The sequence below is a fragment of the Neolewinella aquimaris genome (assembly GCF_014197245.1).
Lineage (GTDB): Bacteria > Bacteroidota > Bacteroidia > Chitinophagales > Saprospiraceae > Neolewinella > Neolewinella aquimaris.
The window spans coordinates 431506-453089 of the sequence record NZ_JACIFF010000001.1 but is presented as its reverse complement, the minus strand read 5'-3'; the positions used below and the strand labels follow the sequence as shown (position 1 = coordinate 453089).

The window sequence follows — 21584 nt, the reverse complement described above, 5'->3', positions numbered from 1 at the left end:
TCGCTAACCCCTAGTTTTGCATGCCCCCACCCGGTGCCCCCAACCCCTGGTCCTACACCCGCAATCAACGCTTCGGTCTACTTCTATTACTGATACTCATCACCGCATTCTATATGATCAGTCGAGCGTTTGCCTCGTCGAGTACAACCTTTGCCTCTGCGAAAGACCCTGAACTGCTCATTGCCGCAGCCCGCCTCCGCGCTATAGCCAACAAGACTCCTCAACCCGGTGAGTCCGTCGAAAGCTTCCGGTTTAACCCCAATCAGGTGTCGGTCGGAGAACTTCAACGGCTGGGACTTTCCGCAAAGCAGGCCGCCGCGTTCACCAAATTTCGCGACAAACGTCCCTTTCGCCACCCGGACGAGATCGCCAAACTATACGTTCTTCGCCCCGAACAGGCCCACAGGCTTATCGGCCTCGCAGAAATACCGGCACCCAAAGCTCCGGAGGCCCGCACGAAAGCTACAGCCACGCCCCCGCCGGCACAGCGCTTCCCCTTTGACCCCAACACCCTCCCGGCCGACAGTCTCCGCCTCCTGGGATTCACGGAGTGGGAAACCAATGCCCTGCTCAAATACCGCAGCTACCGCCCGGTGACCTTTCGGCGGCCGACCGACCTGCACCGCGTAAGCGTGCTGGACAGCGCAAAGGTCAACGACCTTCTGGACCTAATTACCATTTCTCAACCGAATTCTCCCTCCCCGGCAACTATCGGAGCGTACCCGCCAGCCAATGAAACGTCCGCCCCGGTTGACGTGAATACAGCAATTGACGTGAATACAGCCACCACCGAAGAATGGACCCGGCTGCCCGGCATCGGTCCCTACCGCGCCGAACAGATCGTGGCCTACCGGGAATCGCTGGGTGGATTCGCCCGGGTCGAACAGGTCGCCGCGACTTACGGATTACCGGATTCCGTCTATGCATCCATTGCGCCCCACTTGCGGTGGAGTCCGATCACACGCCCCCTGTACATTAACCGCGCCACCGCCGCCGAACTCGGTCGCCACCCCCTGCTCAAAATGCGCACCGCCGAGATCATTGTCCGCTACCGCGACAACCACGGCCCCTTCGCCTCGGCGGAGGATCTGAAAAAAGTGCGGGCGCTCTCCACCGAAAATTTAGATGCGTTGTTGCCCTACCTGAACTTCGACCGATGAACCAGCTTTTCGACCTGATCGGCAATACGCCGCTCGTAGACCTCTCCGACCTTCAGGAGAACCCCCGCATCAAACTGTACGGAAAACTGGAGGGGCAAAATCCGGGTGGATCGGTGAAGGACCGCGCCGCCCTCAGCATGATCCGCGGAGCCATGGAACGCGGCGAGCTTGCCGGCGGAAAGCGTATCGTAGAGGCAACCAGCGGCAACACCGGCATTGCCCTGGCCATGATCGCGGCGAAGTACCGGATCCCCATCACCCTCATTATGCCCGATAACAGCACCGAGGAACGCGTAAAGTCAATGCGGGTATACGGTGCCGAAGTGATCCTCACCGCCGCCGACCGCACCATCGAATACAGCCGGGAACTGGCCCAGGAAATGGAGGACAGCGGCGACTACGTACAGCTCAACCAGTTCTCGAACGACGACAACTGGCGGGCACACTACCGCTCCACCGGACCGGAAATCTGGCGCGACACCGAGGGGAAAATTACCCACTTCGTGAGCAGCATGGGCACTACGGGCACGATCACCGGCACCGGTCGGTACCTGCACGAGCAGTCGGCGGAGGTAAAGATCGTCGGCGTTCAACCCACCGACGGCAGCAGCATCCCCGGTATCCGGCGCTGGAGTCCGGAATTTCTTCCGGCTATCTACGATCCCACCCAGGTGGACATCAAGATCGACGTCAGCGAAGTAGAAGCCACTACCACGATGCACCGACTGGCGAGCGAAATGGGATTGTTTGCCGGCACCAGTTCGGGTGGTGCAACCGCCGCGGCCCTGCGTCTCGCCCGCGACCTGGACAGCGGACTCATCGTCTGCATCATTTGTGATCGCGGGGATCGCTACCTGTCTACTCTCTAGCCTCCTCGAGGATCCAGGGCTTCGGTCGCAGCCAACTCCATTCGGTGGTTGCCAGGTCCACCTCCGGATCGATGTAGGTCTGCATTTCCCGACCGTTCAGCCGCACTTTGAAGTTTCCGTACACCGCTACCTCCTGACCGCGCCGGGCCCGGGCATCACGAATGTGGTGGGCGTACTGAAGAATCATATCCGGGTGGGTCACCATTTTCCGGTACCGATCTTCGGAGAGACTATCGGCCGGCAATACCGCTTCCTCCCTCCCCGTATTCACGTCAACTATTCGGAAAAAGCCCGTCCCCTGCTTGCTGCGCAGCATCATCCGCCAGCTGTAGCGATGCCCTTCCTCCGTCCAGTTCACGTCCGATCCGAAAAGCAGGTTGCGCAGGGGCAAAAAAACGTGCAGTCCCACCAGCAGCACCAGGGCGGCGGGGCGCGGGTGCCAGTGCAATTTGGCCGGAGAGCGGTCTCCGATCCGTTCCATCCAGCCCTTTCGCCAGCCGTCCACCAGCACGGACCGATGGGCCAGCCACCGGACAAACCGCAGCGGCCAATCGGGAGCGAAAAACATACTGGTGAGCACGAGCGACAGGTAGGGAAAGATGCCGATGTTGAAAATCAGGTGATTCGTCGCGTGAAAGAACAACAGGAGGGCAAGGGCCAGCCACCGCAGTCGTCGGTGCAGCAACATAAACGGTGCGAGGAGGTCGAGCAGCATCCCACCCCAGGCCATCACGTAGGCCGTGGACTTAAGGGCGAACAGTGGGCCCAACACCGGCATTCCGGAGCGTCGCTCCAACCAGAGGTGCAGCGGCATGGCCTCGATGAGCCAGTCGTAGTTGATCTTGTTGATCCCCCCGAAGAAATACACCAGCCCCATCAGCAACGGAAACACGTACACGCTCCACTTCGGAGCGACCGGCGACCACTGGCCCGGATCGCGCCGCACGTCAAGGGACCACTCCCGCCAGGCGGGGGTCAGGGCCAGCAACCAGGCCAGCCACACGAAGAGGTAGGCATGATTGAGGTAATGCGCCTTTTCGAGCAAAAATAGGTAGCTGAAACTGAGCGCGAACAGCGGTGCGGTATAGCGAAATCGCCAGCCTACCGCCACGGCAATACCGGCCAAAAACCCCACAACGAAGTATAGACTTAGCAAGGGCTCCGGCAGCGGCGTGACCCACTCAAAACCAAAGTAACGGAAGGTGAAGCCGGAATAATCGTCGAGGTACCAGTGATAATAGATCCCGTTGCCCAGAATATCCCCCGCCCCGAGAATGCCGAGGGCGACTCTTAACCATACCAACGTATAAATCGGCACCGTCCCCCCCGTCGGCCGACCGAGGAACGAGGCTCGTCCGCCGGGGGGGACGGTATGACCTGGTCGAGACATGTTTGGCCCTGTAGTATAGGTAAATCTGAAGCGCGACTCGGCGGACGACTGTTAGTCGGCCGACGAGTGCGCTCGTCCGCCTAAATTATAAATGCCGCTCCGCATGGTAGCTGCTGCGCACCAACGGACCGCTCTCTACGAAGTCGAAGCCTTTTTCCATCCCGAGTGCCTTATAGTGGGCAAAGGTGTCGGGAGTAACGAAGCTGTCGACGGCCAGGTGCATGGCGGTCGGCTGCAGGTACTGACCGATGGTAACCACGTCGACCCCAACTGCGCGCAGATCGTCAAGAATGCGTTCTACCTGATCTTCGGTCTCGCCGAGTCCGACCATGAAGCCCGTCTTCGTCCGTTTGCCGGCTTCCTTAATTCGCTTCAGCTCCTCCAAGCTACGCTTATAGCGGCCCTGGGGGCGCACCTTACGGTAGAGCTCCTCCACGGTTTCCATGTTGTGGCTTACCACCTCCTGCCCGCCGTCGATCATGCGGTACAGCGCATCCCAGTTGCCGCGGACGTCGGGAATCAGCGTTTCGATGGTGGTCTGGGGCGTACGCGCTTTGATTTGCCTAACGGTCTGGTACCAGATCTCGGCACCCCGGTCCTTTAGTTCGTCGCGATTGACGGACGTCAGCACGGCGTGCTTAACCTGCATCAGATCGATGGCTTCGGCGACGCGGCGGGGCTCGTCTTCGTCGTATTCGGTGGGCCGTCCGGTCTTTACCGCACAGAAGCTGCACGAACGTGTGCATACGTTGCCCAGGATCATAAAGGTAGCCGTTCCGGCTCCCCAGCACTCACCCATGTTGGGGCAGTTTCCGCTCTGGCAGATGGTGTTGAGCTGGTATTCGTCGACCAGTTTGCGGACGCGCTTGTAGTCCGGACCAATGGGCAGTTTTACCCGCAGCCAGTCGGGTTTACGTTGGCGTTCGGCACGGGAGGGGGCTACGGGAAGATCGATCATACGGCAAGGTCGGGGCTACGGATCGAATCATGCATGGCGGGTTTAGGCGCCACTGACTCGTCCCTGAATAAATATGTACAATTACAAAACTACGGCGCCTTAGTTGAATGGGACCTTGGTGGCCGGTCTGCTTTCGTTCGTCGAAAATCAGCGTCCCTCCCCCGGCGATCCCCTACATTTGGGCACTATGGATACGATGGAAAACATCCGGGTGGCGCTACGCAGTGTCAACGCCAACTGGCTGCGGGCTTTACTCACCACACTGATCATTGCCGTAGGCATCATGGCGCTGGTCGGCATCCTGACCGCCATCGACGCGGCGATCTACTCCCTTTCGTCCAATCTGTCCAGCCTCGGTGCTAATACCTTCGAAATCAACCGCTCCCGCGAAACCGTCCGTTCCTCGGGCGGCCGTGACCGGGGGAAACGCTCCGAGCCATTCACTTACGCCCAGGCGATGGATTTTGCCGAAGGCTACGATTACCCCGCCGACGTCAGCATCAGCTTCTTTGCCCGTGGTGCTACGGCGGTCACCTACGAGGACCGGGAAACGAATCCTAATGTCTCCCTCTACGGCATGACCTCCAACTACCTCAACAGCAAGGGCTTCGAGATCGATGCGGGGCGTAATTTCACCCAACGGGAAGTGCGGGAAGGCGGCAATATTGCTATTCTGGGCTATGACCTCGTAGACGAGTTATTCAGCGGCAAGGCACAGTTTGCCATCGGCAAGGAAATCACCGCCGGTGGCATCCGGTATACGGTAGTCGGCACCCTAAAGAGCAAGGGAGCCAGCATGACCAGCAACGATAAACGTGTGCTCGTGCCCCTGCAATCCGCCAAGCGATTTTACGGGTCAAACCGTACCAATTACGACATCCTCGTGGCCGTCCGTGACCCCAACGGCATCGACGCGGCCATGGCCGAAGCCACCCTTACCATGCGACGGGTACGTGGACTACGCGCCGGACAGGAAAACGACTTCGAGGTAGAGAACAGCTCCGATTTGGTCAGCATCATCAAGGAAAATACCGTCACACTACGGCTGGCGGCGGTCAGCATCGGGTTGATGACCCTACTCGGTGCCGCCATCGGACTGATGAACATCATGCTCGTTTCGGTCACCGAGCGAACCCGGGAAATCGGAGTGAGGAAGGCACTAGGTGCGACCAGGCGCAACGTGCTGCTGCAGTTCCTGATCGAGGCTGTCGTGATCTGTCAGATCGGCGGACTGCTCGGCATTGCTCTTGGAGTAGCGGCGGGCAACGCGGTGGTGTTGTTCACGGGCGGTGAGTTCATCGTGCCCTGGATGTGGATCGGCTTGGCCCTGATCGTCTGTACGGTGGTCGGTCTGCTCTCGGGGCTTTATCCGGCCATGCGGGCGGCGGCGCTGGACCCCATCGAGTCGCTGCGGTACGAGTAAAAAAAGGGAGAACGTGCTATATTGACGGCCATGCCCAACCAGGTCACTTACCGCGTATTCGATTTCCTGAAGGAGATCGCGCCCTTCAATTACCTCGACCAGGAGGCACTGCTGCGGGTAGCCGCACGGGTAGAAGTTCGCTACCAACCCCCGGGCACCATCGTCTTCCGTCCGGGTGAGCCCCCGCGCGACCGGTTTTTTGTCGTAAAGGAGGGCACGATAGAGCTTTACAGTGAGGACAAGGACGGCAATGAGCTGCTCATTGAACGGTGTGGGGAGGGAGAGATCTTCGGTATCCGCCCGCTCCTCGCCGAGGACAATTACGTTTTTCTGGCCCGCGCCGCCGAGGAAAGCCTGCTGTACGCCGTCAACAGCGAAGGCTTTCGGGAGCTCATCACCAATTATCCCCGGGTTCTCGAATACCTGATGACCAGCATGGCGGGCAGCAGTCGCTATGCGGTCGAATACCGGGCCTCCACCTCCCCCATCCCTACGGATACATCTAGGATAGCCAGCGGCCCCGATCTGCAATCCCTTCAATCCGTACAACAATCCCGCGAACCCGTCGTCTGTGCCGCCACCGAAACCATCATCAATGCCGCCAAAAAGATGACGGAGAACGGCGTCGGCTCGATCGTCGCAGTCGATGAGGACCAACGACCGGTAGGCATCGTCACGGACCGCGATCTCCGCCGCAGTGTCGCAACGGCAGTCGTGAGCCGCCAGGCACCGGTGTCGATCATTATGTCGAGCCCCGTCCTCTGCATCGGGTCGAAGGCCTCGATCGCGGACATTCAAATCAGGATGCTCCGCTCGGGATACCATCACCTGGTGCTTACCGAGGATGGCACGGATAAATCGCCCGTCACCGGGGTAGTAAGTGAGCATGACCTGCTGCTCGCTCAGGGCAACAGTCCGGCCGTCCTGATTCAGGAGATCAGCCGCGCCCAGTCGTCCCGCTACCTCAAGGAGCTCCGCGACCGCGCCGAAGCAATTCTGGCCGGCTACCTCGAAAAACAGGTGGCGATCTCCCACATCACCGCGGTGATGACCCAAATCAACGACGAGATCATCCGCAAGTGCATGAAGTTGGGACTAGCCCGGATGCAGGCCGACGGGCACGGTAATCCACCTGCCCTGTTCGACTGGTTGGCCCTGGGTAGCCAGGGAAGGGGGGAACAGCTGCTCCGCACCGACCAGGACAACGCCCTTATTTTCGAAAACGTGCCGGAGGAGAAGTACAATGCCGTCAAGGATTATTTCCTGAAGCTTGCCGATTTTGTCACCGAATTCCTGAACGAAGCCGGCTACCAGTACTGCGACGGCGACATGATGGCCAGTAACCCCAAATGGTGCCTGAGCGTCAGCAAGTGGAAGGAGCAATTCAGCCACTGGATGCACGAGAACACCGCCGAAAACATGCTCAACACGTCGATCTTTTTTGATTACCGGGGCGTGTGGGGCGACGGCAGCCTACCCGATAAACTTACCACCCACATCTTTAACGAAATGGCCGGACAGTCGACCCGCTTCCAGGCTTCCCTGGCCCAGGCCGCACTACAAAATCCTAGTCCCCTGACCTTCTTCCGCAACTTTGTCGTCGAGCGATCCGGCGAACACAAGGATCAGTTTGATCTTAAAGCCCGCGCTATGCGGCCGCTAACGGATGCCGCCCGCGTCCTGATCCTCCAAGCCCGCAAAGGCAACATCAACAACACCTTCCGCCGCTACGAAGCCCTCGCCGAAATAGAACCCCAGAACGCCGCCCTCTACCGGGAAGCCGCCGAAGCTTACGAGGTACTGATTCGTCTGCGCGCCGAGATCGGTCTAAAACGTGGAGACAGCGGCCGGTTCATCAAACCCGAGGAACTGACCCAGGTACAGCGGTTGCTGCTGCGCAACAGCTTCAATCCGGTCCGGGAAATTCAACAACTACTGGAGCTTCGTTTCCAGCTCAATTTCCTGCGCTGATGGAGGGGAAAGAATGGTTAAATAAACTCCGCGCGAGATTCACCGGTGCAGGCAACGACGACTGGCCCGACTGGTACCGAACGTACCGCCAGCGCAACGCCACGCCTCCCGCCCCTTCGCGCCTGGTGAGTGAATTGCCCATCGTCGTACTCGACGCGGAAACCACCGGCCTCGATATTCGTCAGGATCGCATGCTCTGCCTGGGTGGTCTGCGGGTGCACGGCAACAGCATCAGCCTCCGGGAAAAGTTCGAAGCATACCTTCATACCCCACCGGGACACGATGGCAAACCCGCCGTTTCCATCCACGGCATCATCCCAAATTCCCACCGCTACACCTACGTAAAGGAGCCAAAACTACTGGCTGACCTGCTTGAATATGTGGGAGACGCCGTCATCGTGGGCCACCACATCGGCTTCGACGTAGAGATGATCAACCGAAGCCTACAACGCAACGGCGCCGGCCCCCTCGTCAACCGCGTCATCGACACCAGCAACCTCGCTAAGCGACTCCGCCCCGCCGGCTACTGGACCCCCGAGAACGACTACTCCCTCGACGCCCTCGCCCGCCGCTACCGCATCCCTCTCTCCGACCGGCACACTGCCCTGGGCGACTGCTACATCACCGCCGTCCTCTGGCTTAAGCTCCTCACCCGTCTAGCAGTGAAGCTTGGTCATGACTTGAGAATGGAAGACTTGTAGTACGGTAGTCTGTAAGTACGGTAGTACGGTAGTATGTAAGTACGGTAGTTTTCCGTGAGTGATTGGCAACCGCAGTGCATTACCGTACTACCGTACTAAACGACTAACCAACTACCGTACTACCCCCCTACTTCCCCTGCCCCTTCCGATGCTTCTTCTTCGCCTTACCGAACGAGCCCGGATTGCCGCCGGAGAAGGTCTTGTACTTGTTGCGCGGACGCTTTTCGCGGGAGTCGTCGTTGTCGCCGGGTCCGGCCGTGCCGTCGTAGATGCGGAGGTTTAGTTCCTGGCCCTTGTCGCGAACTCCGTCGAAGGCTGCCACTACCCGGGTTGCTTCCTTCTCGTCTACATCGATGAAGGTGAGGTTGTTCTGGAGGTCGATCTTGCCGAGGTCGATCTGGCGTCCCGGTACGTTTTTGTTGAGCATGCCGATCACCTGAGGAACCGTATAGCCCTGCCGACGGCCCGCCGCCATACACAGCCTGGTGTAGCTTACATTGGACCTGCGCTCCCGCCGCTCCTTCTTGTCGCGTTTGTCTTCCCGTGGTGCCTCAACGGCGCGAACGCTGCCGATCTGCTTGCTAAAGTCGGCCAGGCCGAAGGCCACGATTTTCCGGATCAGTTCTTCCCGATCGATCCCTTCCAGGGCCTCGCTCATTTCGGGCAGGAGGCTGAGGAGTTTGTTATCGGTCAGCTCGGCGGAGGTAAAGGTTTCGACGAAGCTCATGGCGCGACGGCGGTACACCTCGTCCTGACTGGGGATGGGCGCCTCACTGAATTCCAGTTTACCGTAGCGCTCGATGTCGCGGATCTTGCGCAGCTCACGACCGGTGACGATCGATACGGCAATGCCCTCCTTACCGGCGCGTCCCGTACGACCGCTGCGGTGCACGTAAACTTCGGGTGCGTCGGGCAAATTGTAGTTGATGACGTGGGTCAGGTCCGATACGTCAAGACCGCGGGCGGCGACGTCGGTTGCCACCAAAAGCTTGATGCGTCCCTTCCGGAAGCGTTTCATCACGTCGTCGCGCTGCGCCTGGCTCATATCACCGTGCAGGGCGTCGGCGGCGTGACCGGCAAACCGGAGGTCTTCGGCCACCCCGTCCACCTCGCGGCGGGTGCGGCAGAAAATGACGGCGTACATGTCGTCGTTCAGCTCCACCAGCAGCTTGAGCAAGCTGAAGCGATCGGATCCCTTCACCTTATAGTACAGGTGGGTGATGTTGGAATTACCCGCGTCGGTGTGATCGATGCTGATCTCCTGCGGGTCGTTCATGTAGTCGGTGCTGATCTTACGCGCTTCTTTCGGCATGGTGGCAGAGAAGAGCAGGGTCTGCTTTTCCTTCGGAGTTGCGTCGAGGATGCCGTTGAGTTCTTCCTGGAAGCCCATATTGAGCATCTCGTCGGCCTCGTCGAGCACCACGCGCTTGAGCTGATCGACGACCAGCTTCTTGCGGTTGATGAGGTCGAGCGTACGGCCGGGGGTACCCACTACGATATTTGCACCGCTGCGGATCGCGCGGATTTGGTCGCCGGCACTGGCTCCACCGTAAACCGCTACCACGTTTACTCCCTTGCGAAAGCGGGCGAATTCGGTCAGGTCCTTGGAGATCTGCAGGCACAGCTCGCGGGTCGGGCACAGGATCAACGCCTGCACGGCGTCGAGTTCGGGATCGATGCCATCGACAACGGGCAGACCGAAGCCGGCCGTCTTACCCGTACCCGTGCGGGCAAGGGCGATCAGGTCGCGGTCGGAACCCAGGATGGCGGGAATCGTTTTAGCCTGAACGGGAGTGGGAGTGGTAAAGCCGAGGTGTGCCACGGCCTGTTTGACGTCGTCGCGCAACGTCGTTTCATTGAAATTTTCCATTTCACCGGTAATTTAACGGGCGAAATGGCCTACTACAAATTGCGCTGCGAAAGCACCCGGCGTAGGTCTTCAACCACCCGTGTGATCTAAGAAGCCGCAAAGGTACTACTTTTTATTGGACTTTTGTCCAACTAAAAGCATAAGTTGGATTTCGGGCGGGGCCGCAGGTGCATTGCCATTCATAAAAAGCATACACCGTGACTGTAAAATCTGCGAAAATCTGCGAAGTCGATCCGCGCTAAATCTGCGTTGAACCAACCGAACGCCTTACAAATAATTCCTACCTTAATCCGCATGAGAAAGCTTCTTCTTCTTTTTACGCTCTGCATAACTACAACCGCCGTAACCGCCCAGTCTGACCAAGCAGTCATCCCGGAAGTAGGTATCGTAAACGACCTGGAGAACGATAGCCTCATCGGATCCCTGGGCTTTGGCTGGCTGACGGAAGCAACCCCCAAAATTCTCTCCCCGCGTACGGTCAGCGACGAGGAATTTGCTACCCTCCTTCCCAAAATCAAGTCCCTGCAAGTCCCCCTATACGCCTGCAACATTTTCATTCCCCGGGAACTCAAAGTAGTCGGCCCCGATGTCGACGAAGCCGCCGTACTGGAGTACGTGGAGATAGTGTTCCAACGGGCGCGCGCGGCAGGATTAAGCCTGATCACCTGGGGAAGCGGCGGCTCCCGCGAAGTACCGGATGGATTCAGCCGACTCACCGCAACGGCTCAGTTCATCTATATGGCAAAACGCGTAGCCGAAGTGGCCGCCGAGTACGATATCCTGCTTGCCCTCGAAAACCTCAACAGCACCGAGTGTAACTTCATCACTACCCTACCCGAAGCCCTCGCCGTGGTAAAGGCGGTCGACCACCCCAATCTTCGGCTTTGCGTGGACATCTACCATATGCTCATGGAGCGAGAGTCCGCCGACGCCATTAAAGGAACGGGGCCCTACGCCATCTACTGCGAAATTGCGGAAAGAAAAGATCGGGCCGCCCCCGGAGTCAACGGCCAGTATTTCACTCCCTACTTCTCTGCCCTCAAGGACGAAGGATACACCGGCAAAATAATGATCGAGGCACGTTGGAAAGATTTGGCATTACAGGGCGAAACAGCCCTGGAAACGCTACGTCAGCAGCTCGCCGAGGCATACTAATCTGCTCCCCCCACCCTACGCTTACCGCTATGAGAATACTTCCCCTCCTTTTCCTCTGTTTTCCCCTTACCGCTCAGCAAAATATTGCCGAGCAACTCGGCCACCCGGCCGATGCCCGCATGCTCATCATTCATGCCGACGACCTCGGCGTGGCGCATTCGGTCGATACGGCCTCGATCGCGGCCTTCGAAGCGCGGGGAATTACTTCGGCGAGCATCATGGTGCCCTGTCCGTGGTTCCCGGAGATCGCCGCCTATGCCGCCAACCATCCCGAAATGGATTGGGGCATTCACCTCACCTTCACCGCCGAGTGGAAATACTACAAGTGGGATGGAGTACTGCCGTCCAGTGAAATTTCCAGCCTCCTGGATACGACCGGCTATTTCTACGCCTCTGTGGGGGAATTTATCGCCCACGCTGACCCGCTAGAGGTCGAAGCGGAAATGCGGGCCCAGATCGACCGCGCCCAGGCTTTCGGAATTAAGCTTACCCACCTCGACAGCCACATGGGCAGCCTGTACGCCAAGCCCGAGTTTACGGAAATATTTCAGCGGGTGGGCCGGGAATACGGTCTGGCGGTTTTTCAGCCTTCCGCTCTCCCAATCGCGCTGGATTCGACCAATATCATTATCGATGACGTGTACATGATGGATGAGACCATTCCGGCACACCAGTGGCCATCCTTCTACAACGACCTGCTGGCGCAGATGAAACCCGGACTCCACGAATTGATCGTCCACCTCGCCTTCGACGGTGCGGAGATGCGGGCGGTGACGATAGATCACCCCGCTTTTGGTTCCGCCTGGCGGCAGAACGACTACGACTACGTTACCTCAGATGCGCTCAAAGCCTTTCTCGCCGCCCAGCAAATTATTCTGGTCGACTGGGGCGACCTGCAGAAAACCCTAAACTTCGATTAATTTCCTTCCCAGTACTGGTTTCTATGCTCAATTTGCAATCGCTCCACCACATCGCCATCATTTGCAGCGACTACCAAAAGTCAAAAGCGTTTTATACCGAAGTGATGGGGTTTCGGGTGATCAACGAGCAGTTCCGGAAGGAGCGAAACTCCTATAAGCTGGACCTAAGCCTCTGCGACCAGTACCTCATCGAGTTATTCTCTTTCCCGGATCCCCCGGCCAGGCCGACCCGCCCGGAGGCAACCGGCCTCAGGCACATCGCTTTCGCCGTTGCTAATGTGGAGGCGTCGATTCAACTCCTAAAAGATAAAGGAATAGCGGCTGAGCCCATACGCATAGATGAACTGACGGGCCGCAAATTCACCTTCTTCCAGGACCCGGATGGGCTGCCCATCGAGCTATACGAACAGTGAGGGTAAGACCACGGTAGTCTTTGCGTCCCCTGATCGCCGGGGTCGACTGAGGTACCGACGGAGACGGAAGGATGGATTTCTCCCACTCCGTTCCGGGCAACATCCCCCTAGCTTCTTTTAACTCGTCGAACCAAAGGGCCGAGCGCTTCGTGCATCGGTGAACTTATCCCTTCCCGTCGGTAAGCTGCTCGCGGCAGTACGCAAGACAGCGTGCGACTTCCTTCACTGCATCCGAGCCTTCGGGAATATCGTATTCCAGCTCGACGGTAGCGGGGAATTTGTATTTCTCGGCGCTCATGAGCCGCAGTACGTCGCCAATTGGGGTATCCCCCTTGCCCCACATCAAGTTGCCTTTGCCGTTTTCGGGGGTTTGACGATCCTTGAGGTGCATGCTCATGATGTCGCCGTGGTGTGCCTTCAGGATGGCGATGGGGTCGTGGCCGGTCGCTACGTAATGACCGATGTCGAGGTTCATCGCATTGCCCTTTGACTGTTTCAGGGCGGTATCCCAGAAGGTAGGCGTTTGTTGTTCATGGCCGTGGTAGGCGATGCGTACCTTATTCTGCTTCGCCATCTTTCCCAGCTTGAGCGTACGGGCGTCATCGGCGGGATGCTCAAGCGTTACGTGGGAGGCACCGAGGGCACGGGCGGCCTGCATGCCAAAGTTTATTTCCTCGTCGGAGTTATCCTTCTCGAAAGCGCGCGGTTTGAAGGCATAGATGTTGACGCCCGCATCGGCGTACATTTCACGGACCTTCACAAATTTATTCATGTCTGCCGTAGCACGCCACTTAGCTACCTCCTTGTTATAGGCGTCCATTTCCGCCCGCATTTCATCCAGTTCACGGGTTTCATCCTCGGTAAGTCCCTCCTCGCCCCGTTGCTTGCGGAATAGACCATAGAGTCGGCTGCGGTCGACCGGATTCTCCGGCCGGCCGGCAAAGGTTTCCGCCGGATCGCCCATCAACTCAATGGCACTCATGCCGCTATCGAGCACGTACTGCAGGGTCGCCTCCGCACTCTGGTCGGGCATGCTACGGAAGGAATAGGTAATGGTACCGATCTGGACACCGTTGATCAGCGAGTCGGGTTTATTGTAGTGCTTCAGGAGAGCTGGGGCACTGCTTAAGCGTGGGGCACCGAGCATCAGACCAGCAGTGGCCAGGGCGGTTGTGCGTAAAAAGTTACGCCGGTTATTGGGTTGGTTTTGCATGATTCTAAGTTATTGGTGGTGAATAAGGTACAAACTGTTGGGGAGCTACCGCGACAACCGGTCACCGGGTTTAAACACGATGTCCTGAAGCTGAACTAAAATCTGGCCCTGGCGGGCTGCTGGATTCTTGACGACGAAGAAGATGTTGTGGCGGCCGCTCGCTTCGGCGACGGGCACGGTATACTCCCGGCGAAATTTATCCCGCACTTCGCGATACCCCGGTTCGGGACCCTTCTTTCCTCCGGCTTCCCACTCGGCGCGCAGCTTAGCTACCTCTGCACCGAAATTGATCTCGACGGACTCAACTGATTCCGTTGTTCCTAAGAGGGTACCATCCGGCGCATCAAGCCGGACTTCGATTACACCTCCGGCGGCACCGGACCGCTTGGACGCTTCGGCATGAATAATGACTTCGGATATGCCCGTCAGGTCCAGGTTATTGTAGCCGATGTAGCCGCCATCCTCCACTACATTGAAGGAGCGGCCCGGAGTGGTGGTTAGTTGGGTTCCCTTGGCGGCATCATTTCTCTCGACATCCAAAATGGGGTTGCGTAAAGCAATGATCTTTTCAGCGGTAAGGGGCCTTAGTTGGCCGGTGCCGCGATCGGTGTAGGCAGCCCGCAACAGGTAGCCGCCCTTGCCATTTTCTCCGGGTGGTGTGTTGGTCACAAAAGTTCCCCGAAGGGGTAGCTCTTGCTTTTCGGCCGCTGCATCATCAAGACTAAGAATATAGTCGACCATTAATCGGGCCTGTCGTTCGGGTAGGTCGGGGTGCGCACTCATGCCGTGGTCGCCCCACTTGCCTACACTACCCTGCAGGATGTTGGTGACCAGCATCTGCTTTTCCTCCGGCGTACCTCGGTACCGATCGGCCACCTGTAGGTAGCTCGGACCTACTGACTTCACGTCCACGCGGTGGCAGGATAAGCAGTCGTTCGCGTCGATCAACTCCTTGCCCTTGGCGTACAGCACCCACTCGTCGCTACTGCGGTGATTTTGCGCGATCTCGATCGGATCGTACCCCTCAGGTGCATAGTCGAAGTTGATGGCAACCGCGTCCTTCGCTATTTGACCCTGCTCCAGGCTACCGTCTTCCTGATCCTCGACACTGATGGTATAGTCCAGCTCGCTTCCCGGAAAATAGAAGGATTGATTGCCACCGCTGATTACGATGTCAACTACGGGTGGTGCATTACCGGCAAGAATACTGAAGGATTCGGTGCCCGTATTGCCCTCACTGTCGGTGACGGTCAGGGTCGCCGTGTAGGTACCTTCCTGGTCGAATTGAACGGTGGGATTTGCGCCGGAAATTTCTTCCCGGTACCCGTTATCTGCCGTGATCTGCCAGTCGTACGAAAGGGCGTCACCGTCGTAATCCTGGGTGCCTTCGCTGAAAAGTCTGACTTCGAGCGGGAGTGCTCCCGCTACCGGATCGGCCGAAGCGTACACTACGGGGGGGCGGTTCCCGCCGTTGTACACAATCTGTTTCAGGTGGGCATTTTCGTTACCCTGAAACCAGGCCGAGCCGTACTCAAGCACGTAGAGATTGCCGTTGGGTCCGAACTGCATGTCGATCGCGCTGGAAAAATTTTCATCCGGCAGGAAGGGTTCCATTCCCGCGTAATCTCCGTTCTCATTAATATCAACAGCCATGATCCAACCGCGCATGAATTCCACCATCAGCCACTTCCCTTCGAAGTAGGCGGGAAAACGGCGGTCGGTATCCGGGAAATCCGCCTGACGGAAGATCGGTCCGCCCGTTGCGCTCCGTCCGGCACTTCCCATGAGGGGGAACGTCTCAGAAAAGGAATAAGGGTACCAGATAAAAGCTGGCTGGGGTTCGGGCAATTCCGCGAGTCCCGTATTGTTAGGAGAGTCGTTGATGACCCTGGTGGTATCAAATAAGGTACCGACGGAATCGGTAGCGTAGTCGAAGTCCGCGTAGGGAATGTTATCACCGATGAAGTAGGGCCAACCGAAGAATCCGGGACCCTTGGCCCGGTTGAATTCATCGTAGCCACGGGGACCGCGGGGACCGTCTTCCGCAGCATCGGGGCCCACCTCGCCCCAGTACATGTATCCGGTCTTACTGTCCAGCGATACGCGCCAGGGATTGCGGTGACCCATGGTATAAATCTCGGGTCGCGTCTTCTCGGTGCCCTTTGGAAACAGGTTTCCAGCTGGTATCGTGTAGCTGCCGTCGGCCTCGGGATGGATACGCAGGATTTTACCGCGCAAATCGTTGGTGTTGCCGGCGGTGCGCTGATCGTCGGCGGTTTCTTCGCCCGGTCGTTCGTCGAGGTTAGACGTTCCGGAGGGTGGGTTGGCGGTGTTGTTGCCGGTCGTTAGGTATAGATTTCCATCCGCATCGAAGACCATGCCACCACCGGTATGACAACAAACTTGCCGCTGGGCCGGGTATTCGAGCACGATCTTGCGGCTTTCGGTGTACAGGCTATCGTCGCGTAATTCGAAGCGGGCAAGCACGTGTTTTGCAGTGTCCGGATCGGCGTAGAGCAGGTAAACCCAGTGGTTTTCCGCAAACTTTGGGTCGGCGATGACGCCCATCAGACCCTCCTCGGCTACCCGTGATTTGCCCGCCTTGTCGGTGTAAATTGTATTTACCGCGATATGCCCGACCCGTCGCATATCCCGCTCAGCAATGTTGAATGCCTTTACTCCACCCTTGCGCTCGACAAGGAGGACGTTATCCTCGTCAATAAAGGTGAACGCCATCGGTTCGTCGAGCCCACCCGCGTCAGTCAAAACGCTGGTCGTGAATCGATTGTCCTCTACCGGATCGATCTCCGCTGCTGCTTCGCCCTCACCACAGGAGGATGCCTGCAGGCCTAGCAAAGCCAATAAAATCAGTATAGGAAGCGGGGTGAACCGCCGGTCCGGTCGGTAAGCTGGTGTTGGCATGATCGATCTGTACTAACGGATAAGGGCCCACACTGGCCCGTTGATCGCCAAAGATAATCGCTGACCACCTTTGAAAGCCCAGTGGTAAGCGACGCTAACCTTCCTTTCTACGGATGGGCCTCTAAAATCTATACCTCCGCATAGTTCGTATACAGCTCGGCTTTGCCACCCGGCAAGATGCCGGGAACCACTACCGGTTCGTGGCATCCTGCCGCGGGCACTACCGGTTCGTGGCATCCTGCCGCGGGCATCTCGGTTCGTGGCATCCTGCCGCGGCATGCCAGAGGAAGTGCCGCTGCGGCAGGGGATGAATTTGGTGGCTTAGGCGCTGCCAGAGGCAGCCTTGTGCTTTCGCCCCGATAGCTATCGGGGAAGGCAGCGTTGTACTGGGGAGATTTTACTAACTTTGCGGCCTACCGCCCGGATGGCGGAATTGGTAGACGCGCTGGACTCAGTTTAGTGTTCCGTATGCTGTTAATATCTTGCTTGGTATGAGATATACTTATACTGAAATGGATTTACGGAATGCAGTTCGTGACGCCTATAGTATTGCCGAGGTTTGCAGAACGCTGCAGATTAAAGCGGCGGGAGGTAACTATACCACCCTAAAACAAAAGTTTGCTCGATGGAATATTGACACCTCTCACTTTCGGGGACAGGGGTGGAATGTGGGTTTGGCGTTTAGGCCTAATCCAAGAAAGTCACTCGATCAAATTTTAGTAGAAGGATCTAGTTACCAACCGTATAAATTGAAGCGACGATTATTAGCAGAGAAAATCTTGGAAGCGCGATGCAATGCGTGCGAATTGGAAACCTGGATGGACCAGGCCATACCTCTGGAACTACACCACGTAAACGGTGAACGTTCCGATAATCGGCTGGAAAATTTGGCATTACTCTGCCCTAATTGTCATGCTTTAACGGAGAACTATAGGGGAAAGAACATTGGGGTTGCCCGGTGAGAAATTTCCGGAGTAGAACTCGTCAAATTCGGTGAACGCTTCGACGGTGACGTCGGTGCCAATACCGAGCCAAGCCCCAGGCAACTGGGGAAGGTGTAGAGACTTGACGGCGAGCACCTAACCTTTCGTTGGTCAGCCAACGAAGTATGGTGAAGATAAAGTCCAGACCACAAACGCCCAGCAGCAAGGGCGGCGGCGAAAGCCGTAGCGGTAAGTAAAATCCAGTTCCCAGCATTGGGAGTACGGGTTCGATTCCCGTTCCGGGTACGGAAAAGGCAGCAGGTGATCTCCGGATTGCTCTGCTGCCTTTCTGTTTTCACGGCACCCGCGTCCCCGCCCATTTGTTATAGCAATTCCCTGACGTGAAGGATGACATTGAGCAGCATGACGGCGGCCAGGGCCAGTCCCAACAAGCGCATCCAGGTAGCATTATCGCGGCGAAACTCCTCGGCCCGGCTGCGGGTATCCGGCTTACCGACTTTGACGGCGCCGCGGGCAAAAAGGTAGAGGTAAACCCCGAGTGCGAGGAAGAGAAGTTCGATGACGAGACCGATGATGCTGGTGGTCATTCCGGGAGGGTTGGTGCGAATATCGTACTTTTCGGCCGCCCAAATACCGATCATGACCAAAGAACAACTAACTGCCGCCGCAAATGAGGACGGCATGCTGCTACAGGTAGCCCGACTGAACCACCGCCTGGAACGAATCCTGGAGGGCGGCGGCGCCAAACGCATCGCCAAGCAGCACCAGAAGGGAAAATTGACGGCCCGCGAACGGGTCGCACAACTCATTGACCCCGGAACCCAGTTTCTGGAATTCGGCGCCTTCGCCGGCTATGAGATGTACGAGGAACACGGCGGCTGCCCCGCCGGCGGCGTCATCACCGGTTACGGGCGCATCAACGGGAGGCTCTGCGTAGTAGTGGCCAACGACGCCACGGTTAAGGCCGGCGCGTGGTTCCCCATCACGGGCAAGAAGAACCTGCGCGCCCAGGAGATCGCCATGGAAAATCGGGTCCCCATCGTTTACCTCGTCGATAGTGCCGGCGTATTTCTACCCATGCAGGACCAGATCTTCGCCGACCGGGACCATTTCGGCCGCATCTTCCGGAACAACGCCAAAATGAGCGCCCTCGGCATCACCCAGATCGCGGCCGTCATGGGAAGCTGCGTGGCCGGGGGGGCCTACTTACCCATCATGTCCGACGAGAGCCTCATCGTAGAGGGAACCGGCAGTATATTCCTGGCCGGCCCCTACCTGGTACGGGCCGCAATCGGAGAAAAAGTAGAAGCCGAAGCGCTCGGTGGAGCCGAAATGCACGCATCGGTCAGCGGTGTGATCGACTACAAATGCACCGACGACCAGGAATGCTTGACCACAATCCGTGACCTGGTCGGACGAATCCCCGATAAAACGCTCACTCCCTTCGACCGCATTGAACCGGTAGCCGTGGAAGAGGCCGACATCCTCGGCGTACTTCCCGAAGAGCGGGCCAAACCCTACGACGGACGCCAACTGATTCGTGCCCTGGTCGACGGCGGCACCTTCACGGAGTATAAGGAAGATTACGGCAAGACCCTGCTGTGCGTCTACGCCCGCATCGACGGGTGGTCGGTAGGCATTGTCGCTAACAACCGCGAGGTCGTCCGCAGCGGCAAGGGAGAAATGCAATTTGGCGGCGTGATCTACAGCGACTCGGCGGATAAGGCCGCGCGCTTCATCATGGTGTGTAACCAGAAGCACATTCCCCTAGTGTTTTTGCACGACGTGTCTGGATTTATGGTGGGCAGTCGGTCCGAGCAGGGCGGCATCATTAAGGACGGCGCCAAAATGGTTAGCGCGGTAAGTAACAGCACGGTGCCCAAGTTTTCCATCGTCGTCGGCAACAGCTACGGTGCCGGCAACTACGCCATGTGCGGCCGCGCCTACGACCCCCGCCTGATGCTGGCGTGGCCGACGGCCCGAATTGCCGTGATGGGCGGTGAACAGGCGGCCAAGGTGTTGCTCCAAATCCAGGTAGGCAGCCAGAAGGCCCGCGGGGAGGAAGTCACCGAAGCCGAAGAACAGGAGCTGCTCAAGAAAATAACTGAACGTTACGACGCGCAAACCAGCCCCTACTACGCCGCCGCTCGCCTGTGGGTGGATGAGCTGATCGACCCCCGCGATACCCGGGCATACATCTCCGCCGGCATCGAAGCAGCCACCCATGCGCCGACGGAACGATTTAATGTGGGAGCGGTACAGACGTAGCGACGGCCTTTAGCCGTCACGCTGCTATTGAGTACGTGACATACATGTTTAAGTAGCGACGGCCTTCAGCCGTCACGCTGCCTGTATTCGTTTTGCTAAAAGCTTGTCGGCTGAAGCCAACGCTACGGTGAACGGCCTTCAGCCGTCACGCTGCTATCGCGTACGTCGTATTCAGCTGGTCCACTGAAGTGGACGCTACGGTGGATGGCCTTCAGCCGTTACGCTGCCTGTACTCGTTTTGCTAACAGCTTGTCGGCTGAAGCCGACGCTACTAGTAAATACTCGGTCAAAAACGGCCCGCCACCGGTCACAGCCCCTTCCGCCGCCTTACTTTCGCGGCCATGTACAAAAACGATCTTTTCCTCCGGGCCGCCCGCGGTGAATCCGTCGAACGCCCCCCCGTATGGCTAATGCGACAAGCCGGTCGCATTCTGCCCCAGTACCGCGCACTGCGGGCCAGCCTGAGCGGGTTCAAGGAACTGGTATCGACCCCCGACCTCGCCGCGGAGGTAACGGTTCAGCCCGTTGACGAGCTCGGCGTGGATGCCGCCATCATTTTCAGCGACATCCTCGTGATCCCAGAGGCCCTCGGGCTCGATTACACCATGGTGGAAAAGGTAGGGCCCAGGTTCCCGAAGGTGATCCAGTCGTCGGCCGACGTCGAAGCGCTACGTCCGGCGGAGGATGCTCCGAACCACCTCGGTTACGTGTACGACGCCCTCGACGCCACCAAGCGACGGCTCGAAAATCGGGTGCCCCTCATCGGATTTGCGGGAGCCCCCTGGACCATCTTCGCCTATATGGTAGAGGGCGGCGGCAGCAAAACCTTCAGCAAGGCCCGGCGTATGCTCTACCGCGAACCCGCCCTCAGTCACCGACTCCTCGAACGCATCGCAATTGCTTCCGCAGCTTACCTGAAGGAAAAGGTCCGCCACGGGGCCGATCTCATCCAGCTCTTCGACAGCTGGGCCGGTGTGCTCCCCCCCGCACACTATCAGGAGTTCAGCCTGCGCTACATCGATCTGATCTGCAAAGAACTAGATGAAACGCCGGTAACCGTATTCGCCAAGGATGCCCGCCACGCCATTCCCGCAATCGGAGCACTTGATTGCCAAGTTGTGCAGCTGGACTGGATCGCCGACGTGGAACGGGCCCGCAGCGAGGTCAGGGGAAAAGTATTACAAGGAAATCTGGACCCCTGCCAATTGTACGCACCCGTCGATCAGATCACCGCGGCGACCACCAGGATGCTAGACAAATTCGGGCGCAAGCATATCGCAAACCTGGGCCACGGGGTCTACCCCGACACGCCGCTCGACGGAGTAAAGGCCTTTGTCAATGCCGTCAAGTCCTACCGCTACGACCGTTAGTACACAAACCAGCGGTCCGCCATTGCCGTATGTAGGG

The 21584-nt window shown here is 58.1% G+C and carries 16 protein-coding genes; 10 read left to right on the top strand and 6 right to left on the bottom strand.

Going from position 1 to position 21584, the window contains the following annotated elements:
- Window positions 1-20: 20 nt before the first annotated feature.
- Together GGR28_RS01860 and cysM are read left to right on the top strand one after the other, a co-directional pair.
- Window positions 21-1160 (top strand): helix-hairpin-helix domain-containing protein, encoded by a 1140-nt coding sequence (locus tag GGR28_RS01860; protein WP_183494010.1) that lies wholly within the window; start codon window positions 21-23, stop codon window positions 1158-1160.
- A complete protein-coding gene (cysM, locus tag GGR28_RS01855) occupies window positions 1157-2029 on the top strand; it encodes a cysteine synthase CysM (protein ID WP_183494009.1) in 873 nt (290 codons plus the stop codon). Before GGR28_RS01860 ends, cysM begins: the two co-directional genes overlap by 4 nt.
- Here the strand turns inward: cysM and GGR28_RS01850 are convergent.
- Window positions 2019-3332 (bottom strand): HTTM domain-containing protein, encoded by a 1314-nt coding sequence (locus GGR28_RS01850; RefSeq protein WP_246416182.1) that lies wholly within the window; start codon window positions 3330-3332, stop codon window positions 2019-2021. The two genes, cysM and GGR28_RS01850, sit on opposite strands and share 11 nt — an antisense overlap.
- A gap of 172 nt (window positions 3333-3504) precedes the next feature.
- On the bottom strand, window positions 3505-4377 hold the full coding sequence (gene lipA / locus GGR28_RS01845) for a lipoyl synthase (protein WP_183494007.1): 873 nt from the start codon (window positions 4375-4377) through the stop codon (window positions 3505-3507).
- A 103-nt stretch (window positions 4378-4480) separates the two neighbouring features.
- On the opposite strand from lipA, the gene GGR28_RS01840 reads away from it, so the two are divergent.
- Genes GGR28_RS01840 through GGR28_RS01830 form a run of 3 tightly spaced genes read left to right on the top strand, consistent with a single transcriptional unit; the run spans window position 4481 to window position 8472 of the window.
- Entirely contained in the window at window positions 4481-5800 is a 1320-nt protein-coding gene (locus GGR28_RS01840; protein WP_246416180.1) for an ABC transporter permease, read from the top strand.
- 30 nt (window positions 5801-5830) lie between these two features.
- A complete protein-coding gene (locus tag GGR28_RS01835) occupies window positions 5831-7771 on the top strand; it encodes a DUF294 nucleotidyltransferase-like domain-containing protein (RefSeq protein WP_183494006.1) in 1941 nt (646 codons plus the stop codon).
- Window positions 7771-8472 carry a 3'-5' exonuclease gene (locus GGR28_RS01830; RefSeq protein ID WP_183494005.1) on the top strand — a complete coding sequence of 234 codons (702 nt, stop codon included), beginning with the start codon at window positions 7771-7773 and terminating at the stop codon, window positions 8470-8472. The genes GGR28_RS01835 and GGR28_RS01830 overlap by 1 nt, the downstream gene beginning before the upstream one ends.
- Window positions 8473-8599: 127 nt before the next feature.
- Here the strand turns inward: GGR28_RS01830 and GGR28_RS01825 are convergent, their stop codons facing one another.
- Window positions 8600-10342, bottom strand: coding sequence for a DEAD/DEAH box helicase (locus GGR28_RS01825; protein ID WP_183494004.1), 1743 nt, complete (start codon window positions 10340-10342; stop codon window positions 8600-8602).
- A 294-nt stretch (window positions 10343-10636) separates the two neighbouring features.
- On the opposite strand from GGR28_RS01825, the gene GGR28_RS01820 reads away from it, so the two are divergent.
- From GGR28_RS01820 to gloA2, 3 genes are read left to right on the top strand one after another with little or no spacing between them, the layout of a single operon-like run.
- Window positions 10637-11497, top strand: coding sequence for a sugar phosphate isomerase/epimerase family protein (locus GGR28_RS01820; protein ID WP_183494003.1), 861 nt, complete (start codon window positions 10637-10639; stop codon window positions 11495-11497).
- 29 nt (window positions 11498-11526) lie between these two features.
- Window positions 11527-12417 (top strand): polysaccharide deacetylase family protein, encoded by an 891-nt coding sequence (locus tag GGR28_RS01815; protein WP_183494002.1) that lies wholly within the window; start codon window positions 11527-11529, stop codon window positions 12415-12417.
- 23 nt (window positions 12418-12440) lie between these two features.
- A complete protein-coding gene (gene gloA2, locus GGR28_RS01810) occupies window positions 12441-12830 on the top strand; it encodes an SMU1112c/YaeR family gloxylase I-like metalloprotein (protein ID WP_183494001.1) in 390 nt (129 codons plus the stop codon).
- A gap of 163 nt (window positions 12831-12993) precedes the next feature.
- Here gloA2 and GGR28_RS01805 read toward each other — a convergent pair whose 3' ends face one another.
- From GGR28_RS01805 to GGR28_RS01795, 3 genes are all read right to left on the bottom strand, one after another.
- Window positions 12994-14043 (bottom strand): TIM barrel protein, encoded by a 1050-nt coding sequence (locus tag GGR28_RS01805; RefSeq protein ID WP_183494000.1) that lies wholly within the window; start codon window positions 14041-14043, stop codon window positions 12994-12996.
- A 45-nt stretch (window positions 14044-14088) separates the two neighbouring features.
- The gene (locus GGR28_RS01800) at window positions 14089-16905 is read right to left on the bottom strand and encodes a PQQ-dependent sugar dehydrogenase (protein WP_221233773.1); all 2817 of its coding nucleotides are present in this window, start codon (window positions 16903-16905) and stop codon (window positions 14089-14091) included.
- A gap of 1366 nt (window positions 16906-18271) precedes the next feature.
- Window positions 18272-18496, bottom strand: a complete 225-nt coding sequence (locus GGR28_RS01795) for a hypothetical protein (RefSeq protein ID WP_183493998.1) — start codon at window positions 18494-18496, stop codon at window positions 18272-18274.
- Between the two features lie 52 nt (window positions 18497-18548).
- Between GGR28_RS01795 and GGR28_RS01790 the strand changes: the two genes are divergently transcribed.
- Entirely contained in the window at window positions 18549-20177 is a 1629-nt protein-coding gene (locus GGR28_RS01790) for an acyl-CoA carboxylase subunit beta (protein WP_183493997.1), read from the top strand.
- A 341-nt stretch (window positions 20178-20518) separates the two neighbouring features.
- Window positions 20519-21547: a uroporphyrinogen decarboxylase gene (gene hemE, locus GGR28_RS01785; protein WP_183493996.1), complete on the top strand. Its 1029-nt coding sequence runs from the start codon at window positions 20519-20521 to the stop codon at window positions 21545-21547.
- The last annotated feature ends 37 nt before the right edge of the window (window positions 21548-21584 follow it).

Bases quoted from the DNA above. Each gene is read 5' to 3' on its own strand.
- cysM (WP_183494009.1), top strand. From the start codon at position 1,157: ATGAACCAGCTTTTCGACCTGATCGGCAATACGCCGCTCGTAGACCTC.
- GGR28_RS01820 (WP_183494003.1), top strand. From the start codon at position 10,637: ATGAGAAAGCTTCTTCTTCTTTTTACGCTCTGCATAACTACAACCGCC.
- lipA (WP_183494007.1), bottom strand. From the start codon at position 4,377: ATGATCGATCTTCCCGTAGCCCCCTCCCGTGCCGAACGCCAACGTAAA.
- GGR28_RS01830 (WP_183494005.1), top strand. From the start codon at position 7,771: ATGGAGGGGAAAGAATGGTTAAATAAACTCCGCGCGAGATTCACCGGT.
- GGR28_RS01815 (WP_183494002.1), top strand. From the start codon at position 11,527: ATGAGAATACTTCCCCTCCTTTTCCTCTGTTTTCCCCTTACCGCTCAG.
- GGR28_RS01825 (WP_183494004.1), bottom strand. From the start codon at position 10,342: ATGGAAAATTTCAATGAAACGACGTTGCGCGACGACGTCAAACAGGCC.
- GGR28_RS01795 (WP_183493998.1), bottom strand. From the start codon at position 18,496: ATGACCACCAGCATCATCGGTCTCGTCATCGAACTTCTCTTCCTCGCA.
- GGR28_RS01790 (WP_183493997.1), top strand. From the start codon at position 18,549: ATGACCAAAGAACAACTAACTGCCGCCGCAAATGAGGACGGCATGCTG.
- hemE (WP_183493996.1), top strand. From the start codon at position 20,519: ATGTACAAAAACGATCTTTTCCTCCGGGCCGCCCGCGGTGAATCCGTC.
- GGR28_RS01835 (WP_183494006.1), top strand. From the start codon at position 5,831: ATGCCCAACCAGGTCACTTACCGCGTATTCGATTTCCTGAAGGAGATC.
- gloA2 (WP_183494001.1), top strand. From the start codon at position 12,441: ATGCTCAATTTGCAATCGCTCCACCACATCGCCATCATTTGCAGCGAC.
- GGR28_RS01805 (WP_183494000.1), bottom strand. From the start codon at position 14,043: ATGCAAAACCAACCCAATAACCGGCGTAACTTTTTACGCACAACCGCC.
- GGR28_RS01860 (WP_183494010.1), top strand. From the start codon at position 21: ATGCCCCCACCCGGTGCCCCCAACCCCTGGTCCTACACCCGCAATCAA.